At 61.9% G+C, this 15,534-nt stretch carries 13 protein-coding genes; 10 read left to right on the top strand and 3 right to left on the bottom strand.

All coding sequences use genetic code 11. The annotated features are described in order from the left end of the window. Positions 1 to 279 precede the first annotated feature (279 nt). From ACJ8PI_RS07840 to pqqF, 10 genes are all read left to right on the top strand, one after another. Positions 280 to 1,662, top strand: coding sequence for a diaminobutyrate--2-oxoglutarate transaminase (locus ACJ8PI_RS07840; protein ID WP_072269732.1), 1,383 nt, complete (start codon positions 280 to 282; stop codon positions 1,660 to 1,662). Between the two features lie 18 nt (positions 1,663 to 1,680). Continuing rightward, positions 1,681 to 3,150 (top strand): pyridoxal phosphate-dependent decarboxylase family protein, encoded by a 1,470-nt coding sequence (locus ACJ8PI_RS07835; RefSeq protein WP_049235091.1) that lies wholly within the window; start codon positions 1,681 to 1,683, stop codon positions 3,148 to 3,150. 140 nt (positions 3,151 to 3,290) lie between these two features. Next, a complete protein-coding gene (locus ACJ8PI_RS07830) occupies positions 3,291 to 4,214 on the top strand; it encodes a LysR family transcriptional regulator (RefSeq protein WP_164134235.1) in 924 nt (307 codons plus the stop codon). Positions 4,215 to 4,349: 135 nt separating this feature from the next. Then, positions 4,350 to 5,399 (top strand): dipeptidase, encoded by a 1,050-nt coding sequence (locus tag ACJ8PI_RS07825; protein ID WP_060438660.1) that lies wholly within the window; start codon positions 4,350 to 4,352, stop codon positions 5,397 to 5,399. A gap of 117 nt (positions 5,400 to 5,516) precedes the next feature. Continuing rightward, complete coding sequence (gene pqqA, locus ACJ8PI_RS07820) at positions 5,517 to 5,594, top strand: pyrroloquinoline quinone precursor peptide PqqA (protein ID WP_004937827.1); 78 nt, start codon at positions 5,517 to 5,519, stop codon at positions 5,592 to 5,594. Between the two features lie 57 nt (positions 5,595 to 5,651). Continuing rightward, entirely contained in the window at positions 5,652 to 6,563 is a 912-nt protein-coding gene (pqqB, locus tag ACJ8PI_RS07815) for a pyrroloquinoline quinone biosynthesis protein PqqB (RefSeq protein ID WP_164097693.1), read from the top strand. Positions 6,564 to 6,572: 9 nt separating this feature from the next. After that, complete coding sequence (gene pqqC, locus ACJ8PI_RS07810) at positions 6,573 to 7,328, top strand: pyrroloquinoline-quinone synthase PqqC (protein WP_047567496.1); 756 nt, start codon at positions 6,573 to 6,575, stop codon at positions 7,326 to 7,328. Then, a complete protein-coding gene (gene pqqD, locus ACJ8PI_RS07805; RefSeq protein ID WP_039566152.1) occupies positions 7,328 to 7,606 on the top strand; it encodes a pyrroloquinoline quinone biosynthesis peptide chaperone PqqD in 279 nt (92 codons plus the stop codon). Before pqqC ends, pqqD begins: the two co-directional genes overlap by 1 nt. Further along, positions 7,599 to 8,735: a pyrroloquinoline quinone biosynthesis protein PqqE gene (pqqE, locus tag ACJ8PI_RS07800; protein WP_041035091.1), complete on the top strand. Its 1,137-nt coding sequence runs from the start codon at positions 7,599 to 7,601 to the stop codon at positions 8,733 to 8,735. The genes pqqD and pqqE overlap by 8 nt, the downstream gene beginning before the upstream one ends. Before the next feature lie 2 nt (positions 8,736 to 8,737). Further along, on the top strand, positions 8,738 to 11,053 hold the full coding sequence (gene pqqF / locus ACJ8PI_RS07795) for a pyrroloquinoline quinone biosynthesis protein PqqF (RefSeq protein ID WP_094860075.1): 2,316 nt from the start codon (positions 8,738 to 8,740) through the stop codon (positions 11,051 to 11,053). A 405-nt stretch (positions 11,054 to 11,458) separates the two neighbouring features. On the opposite strand, the gene ACJ8PI_RS07790 is transcribed toward pqqF, so the two are convergent. The 3 genes from ACJ8PI_RS07790 to ACJ8PI_RS07780 form a co-directional block, all read right to left on the bottom strand. Then, complete coding sequence (locus ACJ8PI_RS07790; protein WP_041035087.1) at positions 11,459 to 12,844, bottom strand: purine-cytosine permease family protein; 1,386 nt, start codon at positions 12,842 to 12,844, stop codon at positions 11,459 to 11,461. 162 nt (positions 12,845 to 13,006) lie between these two features. Beyond that, positions 13,007 to 14,473: an aldehyde dehydrogenase gene (locus ACJ8PI_RS07785; RefSeq protein WP_033655043.1), complete on the bottom strand. Its 1,467-nt coding sequence runs from the start codon at positions 14,471 to 14,473 to the stop codon at positions 13,007 to 13,009. An 11-nt stretch (positions 14,474 to 14,484) separates the two neighbouring features. Then, positions 14,485 to 15,522, bottom strand: coding sequence for an LLM class flavin-dependent oxidoreductase (locus ACJ8PI_RS07780; protein ID WP_033648300.1), 1,038 nt, complete (start codon positions 15,520 to 15,522; stop codon positions 14,485 to 14,487). Between the last annotated feature and the right edge of the window lie 12 nt (positions 15,523 to 15,534).

Here is a 15,534-nt window from a genome sequence, read left to right as displayed (position 1 = left end):
TTAATAATAAATGCATTAAAGAAGCAGCCAAAGGAAAGCAGAAAAGCATTTTTACGTAATGTTAAAGAAATGTTGTTTTTTGCCGGCAAAACCAACGGTCAACAAATCAACAACATATTGATGAGCCTAAGAAAAAACTAAACAATTCAAAACAAAATCGGCTATTGAGTCCCAGGCGAAAAAGCCATATATTGGTCGCGCTTTTCACAAGGCAGTTACTTTTCTAATTCATTAATTCAATCGTTGCGTCTTGAGACCTTCGGTTGTAGGAGAGATATGATGACGGATAAAGTCCGTATTGATACTTTAGTTGCAAACTCATTAAACGGAAACAATGAAACCTATTTGGCGCGCCAAGCCGAATTTGAGTCGAATGTTAGGAGTTATCCGCGCAAATTGCCGTTGGCAATTGCGAAAGCCCAGGGCGTTTGGATCACTGATGTTGAGAATAATCAATATCTTGATTGCCTGGCCGGGGCGGGAACGTTGGCTCTTGGACATAATCACCCCGACGTCCTGCAAAGCATCCAAAATGTCATTACCAGCGGCTTGCCGTTACATACTCTCGATCTCACGACCCCGTTAAAAGATCGTTTCTCCGATTACCTGCTCTCTCTGTTGCCGGGCGAAGGCAAAGAATATTGCCTGCAGTTCTGCGGCCCGTCCGGCGCCGATGCGGTGGAAGCCGCGCTGAAGTTGGCGAAAAAGCACACCGGCCGTTCTGGCGTGATCAGCTTCTCCGGCGGCTATCACGGCATGACCCACGGCGCGCTGTCGGTCACCGGCAACCTGTCGCCGAAGGCGGCGATCAACGGCATGATGCCGGAAGTGCAGTTCATGCCTTACCCGCATGAATACCGCTGCCCGCTGGGCATCGGCGGCGAAGCCGGCGTCAAGGCGCTGACCTACTACTTCGACAACCTGATCAACGACGTGGAAAGCGGCGTGCGCAAACCGGCGGCGGTGATCCTGGAAGCCGTTCAGGGCGAAGGCGGCGTTAACCCGGCGCCGGCCGAGTGGCTGCAGCGCATCCGCAAAGTGACGCAGGATCATGGCATTCTGCTGATCATCGACGAAGTTCAGGCCGGTTTCGCCCGTACGGGCAAGCTGTTCGCCTTCGAACACGCGGGCATCGAGCCGGACATCATCGTGATGTCGAAAGCGGTCGGCGGCGGCTTGCCGCTCGCGGTGCTGGGCATCAAGAAAGAGTTCGACGCCTGGGAACCGGGTCACCACACCGGCACCTTCCGCGGCAACCAGCTGGCGATGGCCACCGGCCTGACCACCCTGCAATACCTGAAAGAGCACCAGGTCGCCGACAAAGTGGCCGCGCAGGGCGAGTGGCTGAAAGGCAAACTGGCCGAGCTGCAGAAACGTTATCCGGTGATCGGTCACGTCCGCGGCCTGGGCCTGATGATCGGCATCGAGATCGTCAAGCCGAACGAAGCGCAGGATCACATGGGCTGCTACCCGGCCGATGGCGAGCTGTCCGCGTTGCTGCAGAAAAAGTGCTTCGAATCCGGTCTGATCCTGGAGCGCGGCGGGCGCAATGGCTGCGTGCTGCGTCTGCTGCCTTCCCTGCTGATCACCAACGATGAGCTGGGTATTTTCCTCGATAAATTTGAGCAGGCGCTGTTGGCCGCCGGCGTCAAGCCAGTCTGATTGGAGCGAATGACCGCGATGTCCAAGTTAAACCCGATTCTGGCTTCCTCGGCGCACAGCGCCGAGGCTTACCGCCAGGCGATCGCGCAGAGCAGTGAAGCCGTCGTGCAGTGGCTGCAACAGCCCGAGATGTATCAGGGCAAAAGCGTTGCCGAACTGCGCGAGCGCATCAAGCTCGACTTCACCCCGCAAGGCCTGGGCAACCAGGCGGCGATCGATCGCGCCATCGAGTACTTTTTGAAAGACAGCCTGTCGGTTCACCACCCGCAGTGCGTGGCGCACCTGCACTGCCCAAGCCTGGTGATAAGCCAGGCCGCCGAAGTGCTGATCAACGCCACCAACCAGAGCATGGATTCCTGGGATCAGAGCCCGTCGGCCACGCTGATCGAAATGAAGCTGATCGAATGGCTGCGCGCCCAGGTTGGTTACCAGCCCGGCGACGCCGGGGTGTTCACCAGCGGCGGCACCCAGAGCAACCTGATGGGGCTGATGCTGGCGCGCGATGCATTCTTCGCGCGTCAGGGCCACTCCGTGCAGCAGGACGGCCTGGTGGGCGATCTGCGCAAGCTGAAGGTGTTCTGTTCTGAAAATGCCCACTTCTCGGTGCAGAAGAACATGGCGCTGATGGGCCTCGGCTATCAATCCGTCACCCTGGTGAAAACCGATCGCTTCGCCCGCATGGACGTGAACGATCTGACGGAAAAACTGGCGCAGGCCAAGGCCAACGGCGAGCAGGTGATGGCGATTGTCGCCACCGCCGGCACCACCGACGCCGGTGCCATTGACCCGCTGCGCGACATCGCGCGGCTGGCGGCGCAGCAGCAGATTTGGGTACACGTGGATGCGGCCTGGGGCGGCGCGCTGCTGCTTTCCGAGCAGTACCGCGACTACCTGGACGGCTTGGAACTGGTGGACTCCATTACCCTGGACTTCCACAAGCAGTTCTTCCAGACCATCAGCTGCGGCGCCTTCCTGCTGAAAGACGAGCGTCACTATGAGCTGATGCGCTATCAGGCGGCCTACCTGAACTCCGAGTTCGACGAAGCGCAAGGCGTGCCGAACCTGGTGTCCAAGTCGCTGCAAACCACCCGCCGCTTCGATGCGTTGAAGCTGTGGATGGGGCTGGAGGCGCTGGGGCAGAAGCAATACGCCGAGATCATCGATCATGGCGTGACGCTGGCGCAACAGGTGGCGCGTTACATCGCCGATCAGGAATCGCTGGAACTGGTGATGCAGCCGCAGCTGGCCAGCGTGCTGTTCCGCTACCGTCCGGCGCAGCTGGCGGCGAACGGCGACGCGGCCGTCGCCTTGTTCAACCAGCGCATCGGCGACGCCCTGCTGGAATCGGGCCGCGCCAACGTCGGCGTGACCGAGTTCGATGGCGTAACCTGCCTGAAGATGACGTTGCTGAACCCGATCGTGACGCTGGAAGACATCAAGCTGTTGCTGGCGCTGGTCGAGAAAACCGCGCAGCAGCTGCCGGCGTAACGTCGCGCAGTCTGCCACTCAAGCCGATAACATGCGTTATCGGCTTTTTTATTGCTCATCAGATCGCAGGAGGCGCAGCGTTTACGCTGATATACTGCATCAAACGCCTTCTCTCTTGCCAGCCCACAGGATATGCACGCATGACCGACCCTGATTTCAACCTGTTGATCGCGCTCGATGCCCTGCTGACGGCGGGCAGCGTCGTCGGCGCCGCACGGCGTCTCGGTTTAAGCGCTTCGGCGATGAGCCGCACCCTCAGCCGATTGCGCGCGGCCACCGGCGATCCCCTGCTGGTGCGCGCCGGCCGTCATATGGTGCTGACGCCCTATGCCGAAACGCTGCGCGAGCGGACGCGAAATACGGCATTCGAAGCCCGTGCGCTGCTGCGCCCGGCGCACGGAGCATTAGATCCCGCCGAGCTGGATCGTACCTTCACGCTGCGTGCCAACGACGGCTTCGTCGAAGCCTTCGGCCCGGCGCTGATCGCCGCCGCTGCCGAACAGGCGCCACGGGTGCGGCTGCGCTTTGCGCCCAAGCCGGAGAAAAGCGACCGCCCGCTGCGTGAAGGGCTGGTCGATCTGGAGATAGGCGTGCTGGGTGACATGGGCCCGGAAATCCGCCTGCAGGCGCTGTTCCGCGATCGCTTCGTCGGCGTGATGAGAACCTCGCACCCGCTTGCGCAGCAGCCGGAGATCGGCGCCGCCGACTACGCCGCCTGCGGCCACGTGGTGGCCTCGCGCAGCGGGCGCATTCTCGGGCCGGTAGACGCCGCGCTGGCGGAGCTGGGGCTGACGCGCCAGATTGCCGCCGTGGTGCCGAGTTTTCCGGCCGCGCTGGCGGTGGCGCAGGCCTCGAACCTGCTGGCGCTGTTGCCCGCCTCCTTCCTGCACGCTCAACCGGCCGACGGCCCGCTGCGCGTCTTTGAGCTGCCGGTGAAAACGCCGCCTATCACCGTGTCGCAAATGTGGCACCCGCGCCTGGACGCCGAGGCGGATCACCGCTGGCTGCGGCAATTGGTGCTGTCGGTCTGTCGCCAGCGCGTGCAGGAACCGTTTCGCGAATAGTGACAATGTCACTAGATTTGCATTACTGACGTCGAGTGATCCAGCCAACGGCAAAGCCCCCATACCCTGAGGGTTGTTCCCCCTCGCGCGATGGGAGAACATAGCGTTCACGATGCCTGACTCAGTGAAACGCTCATGACGCTTCCCCCTCTCTGGCCGGTATTCGACGGCCATAACGACCTGCTGCTCAACCTGTGGCTGCAGCACGACGACGATCCGGCCGCCGCCTTCTATTCCCGCGTCACGCCGGGCCACCTCGATTTCTCCCGCATGCGGCGCGGCGGATTTTTCGGCGGACTGTTCGCGGTATTTATTCCCCCGGTCAGCTATATCGCCCAGATGCGCAACCAAACGCAGGACGAGGCACAGGCCGCCTTCGATCCGCTGGCGATCGCCGAACGGCAGATCGCCATCCTGCAGCAGTTGGAGCAGGCTTCTCAGGGGCGGCTGCGCATCTGCCGCACCGCCACCGAGATAGAACAGTGCCGCCTCAACCGGCAAATTGCCGCGGTGCTGCATATCGAAGGTGCCGGCATGATCGACGCGGAGCTGACGCAGCTGGAGGCCTTCTACCGGCTGGGCGTGCGCAGCATCGGGCCATTCTGGAATCTGCCGAACGCCTTCGGCACCGGCGTCAGCGGGCCGTTCCCGGGCTCACCCGATACCGGCCCCGGCCTGACGCCGGCCGGCGAGGCGCTGATCCGCGCCTGCAACCGCCGCCGCATCATGATCGACGTCTCGCACATGAACGAGAAAACCTTCTGGCAAACCGCCGCGCTGAGCAACGCGCCGCTGGTCGCCACCCACTCCAACGCCCACGCCCTCTGCCCCCAGCCGCGCAACCTGACCGACGCACAGCTGGGCGCCATCGCCCAGAGCGGCGGGATGGTCGGCGTCAATTTCGGCACCGCCTTCCTGCGTACGGACGGTAAACGTGACAGTGCAACAACCGGCTTAACAGAAATTGTTAAACACGTTGAGTATTTGATCGCTAAACTTGGTGAAGATCGCGTGGGATTTGGCTCTGATTTTGACGGGGTCAACGTACCGCAACCGCTGGAGGACGCCGCTGGCCTGCCGCGCCTGACGCAAGCGCTGGCGCAGGCCGGGTTCGATAACCGGTTGCTGGAGAAGCTGACCTGGCGCAACTGGCTGAACGCGCTCACCGCCGCCTGGGGTGAATAACCCGGTTACGCTTTAAAGGTTGCGATCTCCGTCACATTTCGCCAACATTGGGCCGGCCGAATGCGAACGTTTCTCATTGGGTTCGACTTATTACGATGCATGCAAAGGAGCACCGCTATGACTACCTGGACTAAACCTGAGTTTGTTGATCTGCGTCTGGGGCTGGAAGTGACGCTGTACATTTCCAACCGTTAATCGCCCGTCTGCCCGCCTTTCGCGCGGGCATTTCTTTCCTTCTTTTCTGGTTTAGACATGCAGATAAAAGTTCTCGGCTCGGCGGCGGGCGGCGGCTTTCCCCAGTGGAATTGCAACTGCGACAACTGTCGGGGCGTTCGCGACCACAGCATCAGCGCCACGCGCCGCACGCAGTCCTCCATCGCCGTCAGCGACGACGGTAAAAACTGGGTGCTGTGCAACGTTTCCCCGGACATTTGCCATCAGCTGCTGGCCTCGCCCGAATTGAATAATCCCGAGGTGCTGCGCGGCACCGGCATCGGCGCGATCGTGTTGACCGACAGCCAGATCGATCACAGCGCGGGCTTGCTCAATTTGCGCGAGGGCTGCCCGCATCACGTCTGGTGCACCCCTGAAGTGCATGACGATCTCAGCACCGGTTTCCCGGTATTTCCCATGCTCTCACACTGGAACGGCGGCCTGATTCACCACCCGGTGACGCCCGGCGAGCCGTTCCGCACGATGGTCTGCCCGAACGTGCGCTTTACCGCCATTCCGCTGCTCAGCAACGCGCCGCCCTATTCGCCGTTCCGCGATCGCCCGATGCCGGGCCACAACGTGGCGCTGTTTATCGAAGATACCGCGCGCGGGGTCGGGCTGCTGTACGCGCCGGGCCTGGGTGAGCCGGACGAGGCGCTGCTGCCGTGGCTGCGCCGCGCGGACTGCCTGCTGATCGACGGCACGCTGTGGCGCGACAACGAGCTGGCCAACGCCGGCGTGGGCCGCAATACCGGCAAGGACATGGGGCATCTGGCGCTGGCGGAAGAACACGGGCTGGCGGCCCTGCTCGCCACCTTGCCCGCCAGGCGCAAAATCCTGATCCACATTAACAATACCAACCCTATCCTCAATGAAGACTCGGTAGAGCGGCAAAGCCTGACCGCCGCCGGCATTGAAGTGAGCTGGGACGGCATGAATATCGAACTGTAGGGAACCGCCATGACGCAACCACTGCCCCTTGACCCACAGGCGTTTGAAGCGGCGCTGCGCGCCAAAGGCGCTTATTACCATATTCACCACCCGTACCACATCGCGATGCACAACGGCGAAGCGACCCGCGAACAGATCCAGGGCTGGGTGGCCAACCGGTTCTACTACCAGACCAGCATTCCGATCAAAGACGCGGCGATCATGGCCAACTGCCCACAGCCGGAAACCCGCCGCAAATGGGTGCAGCGCATCCTGGATCACGATGGCTACGGCGGCAGCGAAGGCGGCATCGAAGCCTGGCTGCGCCTGGGCGAAGCCGTCGGGCTGCAGCGCGACGCCCTGCTCTCTGAAGAATTGGTGCTGCCGGGCGTGCGCTTCGCGGTGGACGCCTACGTCAATTTCGCGCGCCGCGCCTGCTGGCAGGAAGCGGCCTGCAGCTCGCTGACCGAACTGTTCGCGCCGCAAATCCACCAATCGCGCCTCGACAGCTGGCCGCAGCACTACCCGTGGATCGACGCCGCCGGCTACGACTATTTCCGCAGCCGCCTCGGCCAGGCCAACCGCGATGTGGAACACGGCCTGGCGCTGGCGCTGGACTATTGCGACACCGTAGAAAAACAGCAGCGCATGCTGGAGATCCTGCAGTTCAAGCTGGACATTCTGTGGAGCATGCTGGACGCCATGAGCATGGCCTATACCCTGAACCGCCCGCCTTACCACAGCGTGACCGCCGCGCGGGTATGGCACAACCAGAGGCTGGTGTAATGACGCTGAACCCTGAACATACCCCCGTCTTCCGTCGCGGCTACCGCCTGCAATGGGAGCAAGTGCAAAACAGCCACGTGATCCTCTACCCGGAAGGCATGGCCAAGCTGAACGACAGCGCCGCCGCCATCTTGCAACTGGTCGACGGCCACACCACGCTGAACGGCATCATCGCCCAGTTGAACGCCCGCTTCCCCGGCGCCGAAGGGCTGGCGGAAGACGTGCTGGAGTTTTTCCAGCGCGCCTACGAACAAAAATGGGTGACCTTCCGTGACTGAAGCGCGCGCGCCGGCGGTGAACCCGCCGCTCTGGCTGCTGGCGGAGCTGACCTACCGCTGCCCGCTGCAGTGTCCGTATTGCTCCAACCCGCTCGATTTCGCCGCGCAGGAAAAAGAGCTGACCACCGCGCAGTGGATCGAGGTGTTTCGCCAGGCGCGGGCGATGGGCAGCGTGCAGCTCGGTTTTTCCGGCGGCGAGCCGCTGGTGCGTAAAGACCTGCCCGAGCTGATCGCCGCCGCGCGCGAGCTCGGCTTTTACACCAACCTGATCACCTCCGGCATCGGCCTGACCGAGAAGAAGCTGCAGACCTTCGCCGACGCCGGGCTGGATCATATCCAGATCAGTTTTCAGGCCAGCGATGAAACGCTGAACGCCGCGCTGGCGGGCTCCGCCAAGGCGTTTCAGCAGAAGCTGGCCATGGCCAGGGCGGTCAAGGCGCTCGGCTATCCGATGGTGCTCAACTTCGTGCTGCATCGCCATAATATCGGCCAGATCGACCGCATTATCGAACTGGCGATCCAGCTGGACGCCGACGACGTCGAGCTGGCGACCTGCCAGTTCTACGGCTGGGCGCACCTCAACCGCGAGGGGCTGCTGCCGACCCGCGAGCAGATCGCCGACGCGGAAGCGGTGGTGAAACGCTACCGCGAACGCATGGCCACCGACGGCAAGCTGGCCAACCTGCTGTTCGTCACGCCGGACTACTACGAGGAGCGCCCCAAAGGCTGCATGGGCGGCTGGGGCGCCATCTTCATGAGCGTGACGCCGGAAGGCATGGCGTTACCCTGTCACAGCGCCCGTCAGTTACCGATCGCCTTCCCGTCGGTGCTGGAGCACGATCTGCAGCATATCTGGTACCACTCGTTCGGGTTTAACCGCTATCGCGGCTATGACTGGATGCCGGAGCCGTGCCGTTCCTGCTCGGAGAAAGAGCAAGACTACGGCGGCTGCCGCTGCCAGGCGTTCATGCTGACCGGCAACGCCGACAACGCCGACCCGGTGTGCGGCAAATCGCCCCACCACGGCACCATTCTGGCGGCGCGGGAAGCGGCGAATCGCTCGCAGATCGGTATCGATCAGCTGCGTTTTCGCAATCAGGCCAACTCCCGTCTGATTTTCAAGGGTTGACGATGACACCCGCCGCCGCCTCGTGGCAGCTCGACAACGGTTTGGCCGTCAAGGCGATAAGCGATCCTGCCGCCGCGGGCGCCGCCGCGCTGGTGCGCATTGAAGCGGGCAGTTTTCAGGCGCCCGTCGCCTGGCCGGGCCTGGCGCATCTGCTGGAGCATATGTTGTTTCGCGGCAGCGCGAACTACGGCGTGCAAGATGGTCTGATGGCCTGGGTCGCCTCGGTGGGAGGCCGGCTGAACGCCACCACCCAGGCCACGCAAACCGCCTTCTTCTTCGAGGTGAGCGCAGACCATTTGGCGCCGGGGCTGGCGCGGCTGAGCGATATGCTCGCCGCCCCGCAGCTGGCGGCCGAGGCGATCGCTCAGGAGATTGAGGTCATCGACGCTGAATATCGCCTGCTGCGCGCCGATGTGGAAACCCGCTGCGAAGCCGCGCAGCGACAGATGTTCAGCGGCCTCGACGCAATGCATCGCTTTCATATCGGCAGCCGCGCCGCCTTTGGCAGCGATATTTCCGCGTTGCAGCTGGCGCTGCGGCAGTTTCATCAGCGCTATTTTCGCGCGCCAAACCTGACGCTGTGGCTGCAAGGCCCGCAATCGCTGGCGCAGCTGCATGCGCTGGCCCAGCGCTACGGCAGCCGGCTGCCGGCGGGCAACGGCTCACCGCACGAGAGCTCACCGCCGCTGACCGCTGCGGAAGATTACACCCTGACGCTGCCCGGCACGCCGCAGCTGAGACTGGTGTTTGCCCTGCCGCGCTCTCATTCGCGCGGCTGGCTACGGCGGCTGGAGCGCCTGCTGCTGGACGAAGCCCCCGGCGGGCTGCTGGCCCGGCTGCGCGCTCAGGCGTGGTGCGATGCCGTTCGGCTCGATTATTCGCGCTGCAGCGAGAACAACGCGCTGCTGAGTTTTATCTTTACCGTCAATCACGGTTCAGCCGCTGAGGCTGCCTGCATCGAAAGCGCCCTGCTGGCGTGGCTGCAGGCGCTGCAGGTGCTGACACCGGCCCAGCTTGCGCATTACGAGCGGCTGGCAAATCGCGATTTCCACCGTTTGGCGCCGCTCGACCAGCTGCGTGCCAGAGCGTTTAGGCTGCCGCCGGCGGAGCAGAACGACGATTGGCCACGGCATATTGCGGCGTTGATTAGCGCGCCGCGCCGTCGCCTGGCCGTGCGGCCCGAAGGCGGCGGTGAAACCCGTGAAATTCAAGGGCTGCCGCTGGCGCTTGGCCCCTTCGCCGGCGCCGCGCTGACGGCTACGGCTGAACCCTTCCGCTTTTTCTCCTCCTCGGCGGCGCTGCCGCCCCCGACATTGCCTGCCGGCCTGGCGCCGCTGCGGCATCTGCGCCCCGACGAAGCGCAGCCGGTGCTGCTGCTGCGGCCGACGCCGTCCAGCCCCTTCAGTGATGCACAGGCCTACGGCTTACAGGCGGCGCTGCGCGCCGGGGCGGCAGAGCTGGCGCATAGGGAAGGACATTTAAGCTTCGAACGCCACCAGGGTGCGTGGCTGCTGCAGCTGGCGGGCAGCCCCGCGCTGCTTTGCCACGGGATGAGCGAGGTGAACCGGGCTCTGGCGGCGTTGCCGTCGGCCATTCTCAACGAGGCGGCGAGAAACCTGCGCCATACGCAGTTGCAAGAGCAAAACGACATCGCCATTCGTCGCCTGCTGGCCCAATTGCCCGCGGCGCTCAGCGCGCCGATAGCAACAGCGGTGCAGTGGCATGCCACCTTAGTCGGCGGCGATGGCGAGTTAAAACGGCAGCTGTCGCACCTGCTGTACGACTTCCCCTATCCCGTGGCCGCCGAGCCGCCGCTGCCGATATATCAGCATCATCGCCCCGTCACGCTGACGGAAAGCGGCGCCGAAAGCGCCTTGCTGCAGTTTTACCCGCTGCCGAACGGCGAAGCGGCAGGCCGTTGGGCGCTGCGCGTGCTGGCCCAGCTTTACGCGCCGCGCTATTTTCAGCGGTTGCGCGTGGACCGCAACGTGGGCTACGTGGTGCAATGCGCCTTCCACCGCTGCGCCGATGCCGAAGGCCTGCTGTTCGCGCTGCAATCCCCAACGTTCAACGTTGAACAGCTGCGGCAGTTAACCGACGAATTCTTACTGCAGATGCGTCATGAGCTGGCGCACGTGGACGCAAACGAGCTGGCGCAAACGCAACAGGCGCTGCGGCAAAGCGTGCAGCGCCTCAGCGCCGAGCCATTGCAACGCGCACGCGAAATCGCCTTGGAAAATCACGCAATCATTGCCGCCGAGCCCATGACATTGACGCAACTGGCCTATTGGCAGCAGCGGCTATTCGCCGCAGGCTGATGTTGCGTCGGAGCCAACCCGACGCAATATAAACGTAGCGAAACAACTAATAACCAGGGGGAGATATATCTCAATAATCGTGTTCCCTCCTGTAAGAATTACTGCGAGAAATTACTTGAATAACAGCATGTTGATTAATCGCCTAACCGACGCCCTCCTTTTCCTTTTATGGCAGGCATATATTCTTCGCTTTTTCATTCTTTTAAACTCATAAGCTAGCGATATATAAAACACCATGAGCAGCAACATTAATATAACAATCATAAGTTAGCCCAAATCCATTTAGCCATTTCATATGATTATTATCTAATTTAATAAATTAAAAAATTAGAAACATCCTGTTCTAAAAATTACTTTATCATATCACTCAAACCGGTCTTTTATGCTGGCCGGGATGCAGGAGAATTATAATTGCACCGCCCAGTTAGCCCGTCGCGAACAACACAATGGGTAGGCGATGCCGGTCAGCACCATGCTGATCACCCAGGAAATGTCTGCGCCCGGGATCAGATTGGCGTAAGGGCCGGAGAAGAATGCGTTCTCGACGAAAGGCACCTGCACCGCAATACCGCCGAAATAAACGCCGAGCGCGCGGGTGTTGAGCAGGCCGTAGCGCCCGCCGTCGGCGCTGAAAATGGCCGAAATGTCATAGCGTTGGCGGTTAAGCAGGTAAAAATCAATCAGGTTGATCATGCACCAGGGGATCAGCACCGAAATCAAGGCAAAAATCAGGTTCAGGAACAGATGAACGAAGTTGGCCGAGGCAACCAGCGCCACCCACACAGCCCCCAGCAAAATCAGCGCCGAGAACAGCGTGCGTATACGCGCATTCGGCATCCACTGCGGTAAGAAGGTTTGTACCGCAGTGATGAGTGAAAGCACCGCGCCGTACAAATTCATCGAGTTATGGCAGATGATGTTGATCAGAAACAGCACCATCAGCACCGGCCCCAGCCCTCCCGTCGCCTGGCGCACCGCCTCCATGGCATCGTCGCTGCCGGCGACCAGATTGACCGCCACCACGCCGAACACGAAGGCCAAAATGGTGCCGCTGCAGGCGCCCAGGTAGGTATACAGGAAGGGTTTGGCAATGCCGACTTCCGCCGGCAGGTAACGCGAATAGTCTGACGTGTAGGGCGAGAAGCTGATTTGCCAGACGGCGCCGATGCAGAACGTGGCGAACCAACCGGCAATGCTGAACGATCCCCGCTGCCAAAAATCCGCCGGCAGCGGTTGAGAAAACATCAATACCAATCCGAGAATCAGCGCGCTGCCCATCACCCAGGCGCCGATTTTGTTGATCTTGTGGATGAAACGGTAGCCCACCACCCCGATCAACGTTGCCAACACCGCGCCAATCACCGTCGCCACGCCCATGTTCAATGACGGGATGACGTTATGGATGACCTTGCCGGAAAGCGTGATGTTGGAAATAAAGAACCCCAGATAGATCACCGTGGCGAACACGATCACCAACAGCGAGCCGTAGCGGCCAAACTGCGCCCGGCTCTGCACCATTTGCGGTATTCCGACCTGTGGCCCCTGGGCAGAGGTCAGCGCCAGAAAAATACCGCCGAACAGGTGGCCGGCGATAATCGCGCTCAGCGCCGAGAGAATATCGAGATGAAACGTTTGTGTGGAGATGGCCCCGGTCACGACCGCCAGCGGCGCAATATTGGTGCAAAACCACAGGGTAAACAGGCTGCGGGCATGGCCATGACGCTCCCTGGCGGGAACAAAATCGATCGACTTGTCTTCAATAAACGCGGTCTGCTCTGGCTGAGAGTTCATATATCCCCCGGTTAACGTGGATTATTATTTTTTACAGCGTGTTAGCGTGCGAATAGGTCGAAAAAAGCGTGCGTCTGCCCCGGCGACATTGCGGTCGCCTGTATCAATGCGATGAAAACGGGGCTGCCGGCGCGATCTGAAATCGCGCCTGATTGCGCTGACTCAGCGCATGACAAAGGGATCGTCTATCGGATCGTCGCTGGTGCGCAGCCACACCGTTTTGCTGGTGGTGTATTCCAGCGCGGCGTCAATCCCGCCCTCGCGGCCAAACCCCGACTGGCCGTAGCCGCCAAACGGCGCCAGCGGCGATACCGCTCGATAGGTATTCAGCCACACCACCCCCACCCGCAGGCGACGGGTCACCCGATGCGCGCGCGTCAGGTTCTGCGTGAAAATGCCGGCCGCCAGGCCATAGGCAGAATCATTGGCAAGCTGAATGGCCTCCGCTTCGTCCCTGAAGGTCAACACCGACAGCACCGGGCCGAACAGCTCTTGTTTCACGCACTCGGCGTCGGGTTGCGCGCTGCAATCGACAATCGTCGGCGGGTAGTAAAAGCCCGGTGAGTCGATCGCCGCGTGGCCAATCACCAGTTTTGCCCCCTGCTCCAGCGAACGGCTGACGATGGCGGCGATCCGCTCTTGCTGCTGCCTGGTGCAAAGCGGCCCGAACTGGGTGTCCGGGCGATCCGGCGGCCCGATGCGGATGCTGCGCACCTTCTCCGTCAGCCGGGCCAAAAACGCGTCCTTGATGCTTTCCGCCACCAGCAGGCGCGAGCCGGCTACGCAGCTCTGGCCCGACGCGGCGAAAATGGCCGCCACCTGCGCATTCGCCGCGCTGGTCAGATCCGCATCATCGAAAACGATAAACGGCGATTTTCCGCCCAGCTCCAGCGAGGTGCTGGCGAGGTTTTCCGCACTGCCGCGAACGATGTGCTTCGCGGTTTCCGCGCCGCCGGTAAAGGCGATGTGGTCTACCTGCGGATGCGCCGTCAGCACCGCACCGCATTCGGCGGCAAAACCGGTGATCACATTGCATACGCCGCGTGGAAAACCGGCCTCGTCTATCAGTCTGGCGAACGCCAGCAGCGGCGCCGGCGCGGTTTCCGCCGCTTTGACCACCAGCGTGCAGCCGGCGGCGATCGCCGGGCCGATTTTCACCGCCGCAAGAAACAGCTGGCTGTTCCAGGGCACGATCGCCGCCACCACCCCGATCGGTTCGCGACGTACCCAGGTTTCCATGTCGGCTTTGTCGATCGCCAGCACGCTGCCTTCCATCTTGTCGGCCAGGCCGGCGTAGTACCGGTAGTATTCCGCCACATAAGCGATCTGCGCCTGGGTTTCCCGGATGATCTTGCCGGTATCCAACGTTTCCAGCCGCGCCAGCTCGGGGGCGTGCTGCTCCAGCAAGTCGGCCAGCCGCAACAACAGCTTGCCGCGCGCGCCGGCGGTCATATCGCGCCACTCGGCCCCCTGGAAAGCCCGGTGCGCCGCCGCAACGGCGCGATCCACATCCTGCGCGCGGGCTTCCGCCACCTGCGCCCAGGGTTCGCCGCTCGCCGGGTTGATCGAGTCGAAGGTGGCCGAACCGGCGTCAAACCGGCCGTCGATGTAGAGTTTGAACGATTCCATCAGCGCCTCCGTCAGTGAAATTCCGGCATCACGCAGCGAATGAACCGCTCCAGAGAGGCCTTTTTACGCGCAAAGCTCATGCCGCTGTCGATCCACAACGCAAACTCGTCATACCCCAGCGCCTCATATTTTTTCAGCCGCGTAATGACCTCATTGGCGGTGCCGATAGCCAGGTTGGTGCGCATCATCTCGGCGGAGTAATAGGTATTGGCGGCGATCTCTTCGTCGCTCAGCGGCTGAATCAGCCCTTGCCGCACCGGCCGCTGGTTCTTGAACCAGGCGCCGAAGTAGTGGTAGAAACGGTTGAGCTCTTCCGCCGCCAGGCGGGCGTCCGCCTCATCTTCCGCTACGTAGCCATGCTGCAATAGCATGATCTTCAGCGGCTGCTCGGCGGCGAAGCGTGCACGCGCCTCGTTGAAACAGGTCACCAGCCGCACGATCTCCTCTTCCCCTTGATGCAGTGGCGTAACCTGAACGTTGCAGCCGTTTTGCACCGCAAATTCGTGGCTGTTGGGATCGCGCGCCGCCACCCAAATCGGCGGATGCGGCTGCTGTTTCGGCAGCGGCGACGAGGTGGTCGCCGGGAACGACCAGTATTCCCCCTGATGGGCATAGTCGCCCTGCCACAGTTTTTTCACCGCCGGGATCAGCTCGCGCATGCGCTGCCCGGCATCCCAGGCGGTCAAACCGGGCATCAGCCGTTCGTATTCATAGGAATAGGCGCCGCGCGCGATGCCCAGCTCCAGCCTGCCGCCGGTGATGATGTCGGTCATCGCCGCCTCGCCCGCCAGACGGATCGGGTGATTGAACGGCGCAATGATGGTGCCGGTGCCGAGCCGCACCCGCGAGGTGCGCCGGGCAATGTCCGCCAGATTGATGAACGGATTCGGCGCAATGGTGAAATTCATGCCGTGGTGCTCGCCGGTCCAGATGGCGTGCATGCCGCCGCGATCGGCGATTTCACACAGTTCGATCATCTCCTGGTAGAGCTTTTCCTGCGGTTCGTCGGGTAACGTTCGTTCCATATGCACGAATAAAGACAGTTTCATCACACTCTCCCG

Source organism: Serratia sp. CY82433 (assembly GCF_052166535.1).
Lineage (GTDB): Bacteria > Pseudomonadota > Gammaproteobacteria > Enterobacterales > Enterobacteriaceae > Serratia > Serratia sarumanii.
This window is presented reverse-complemented; position numbering and strand designations above follow the sequence as displayed.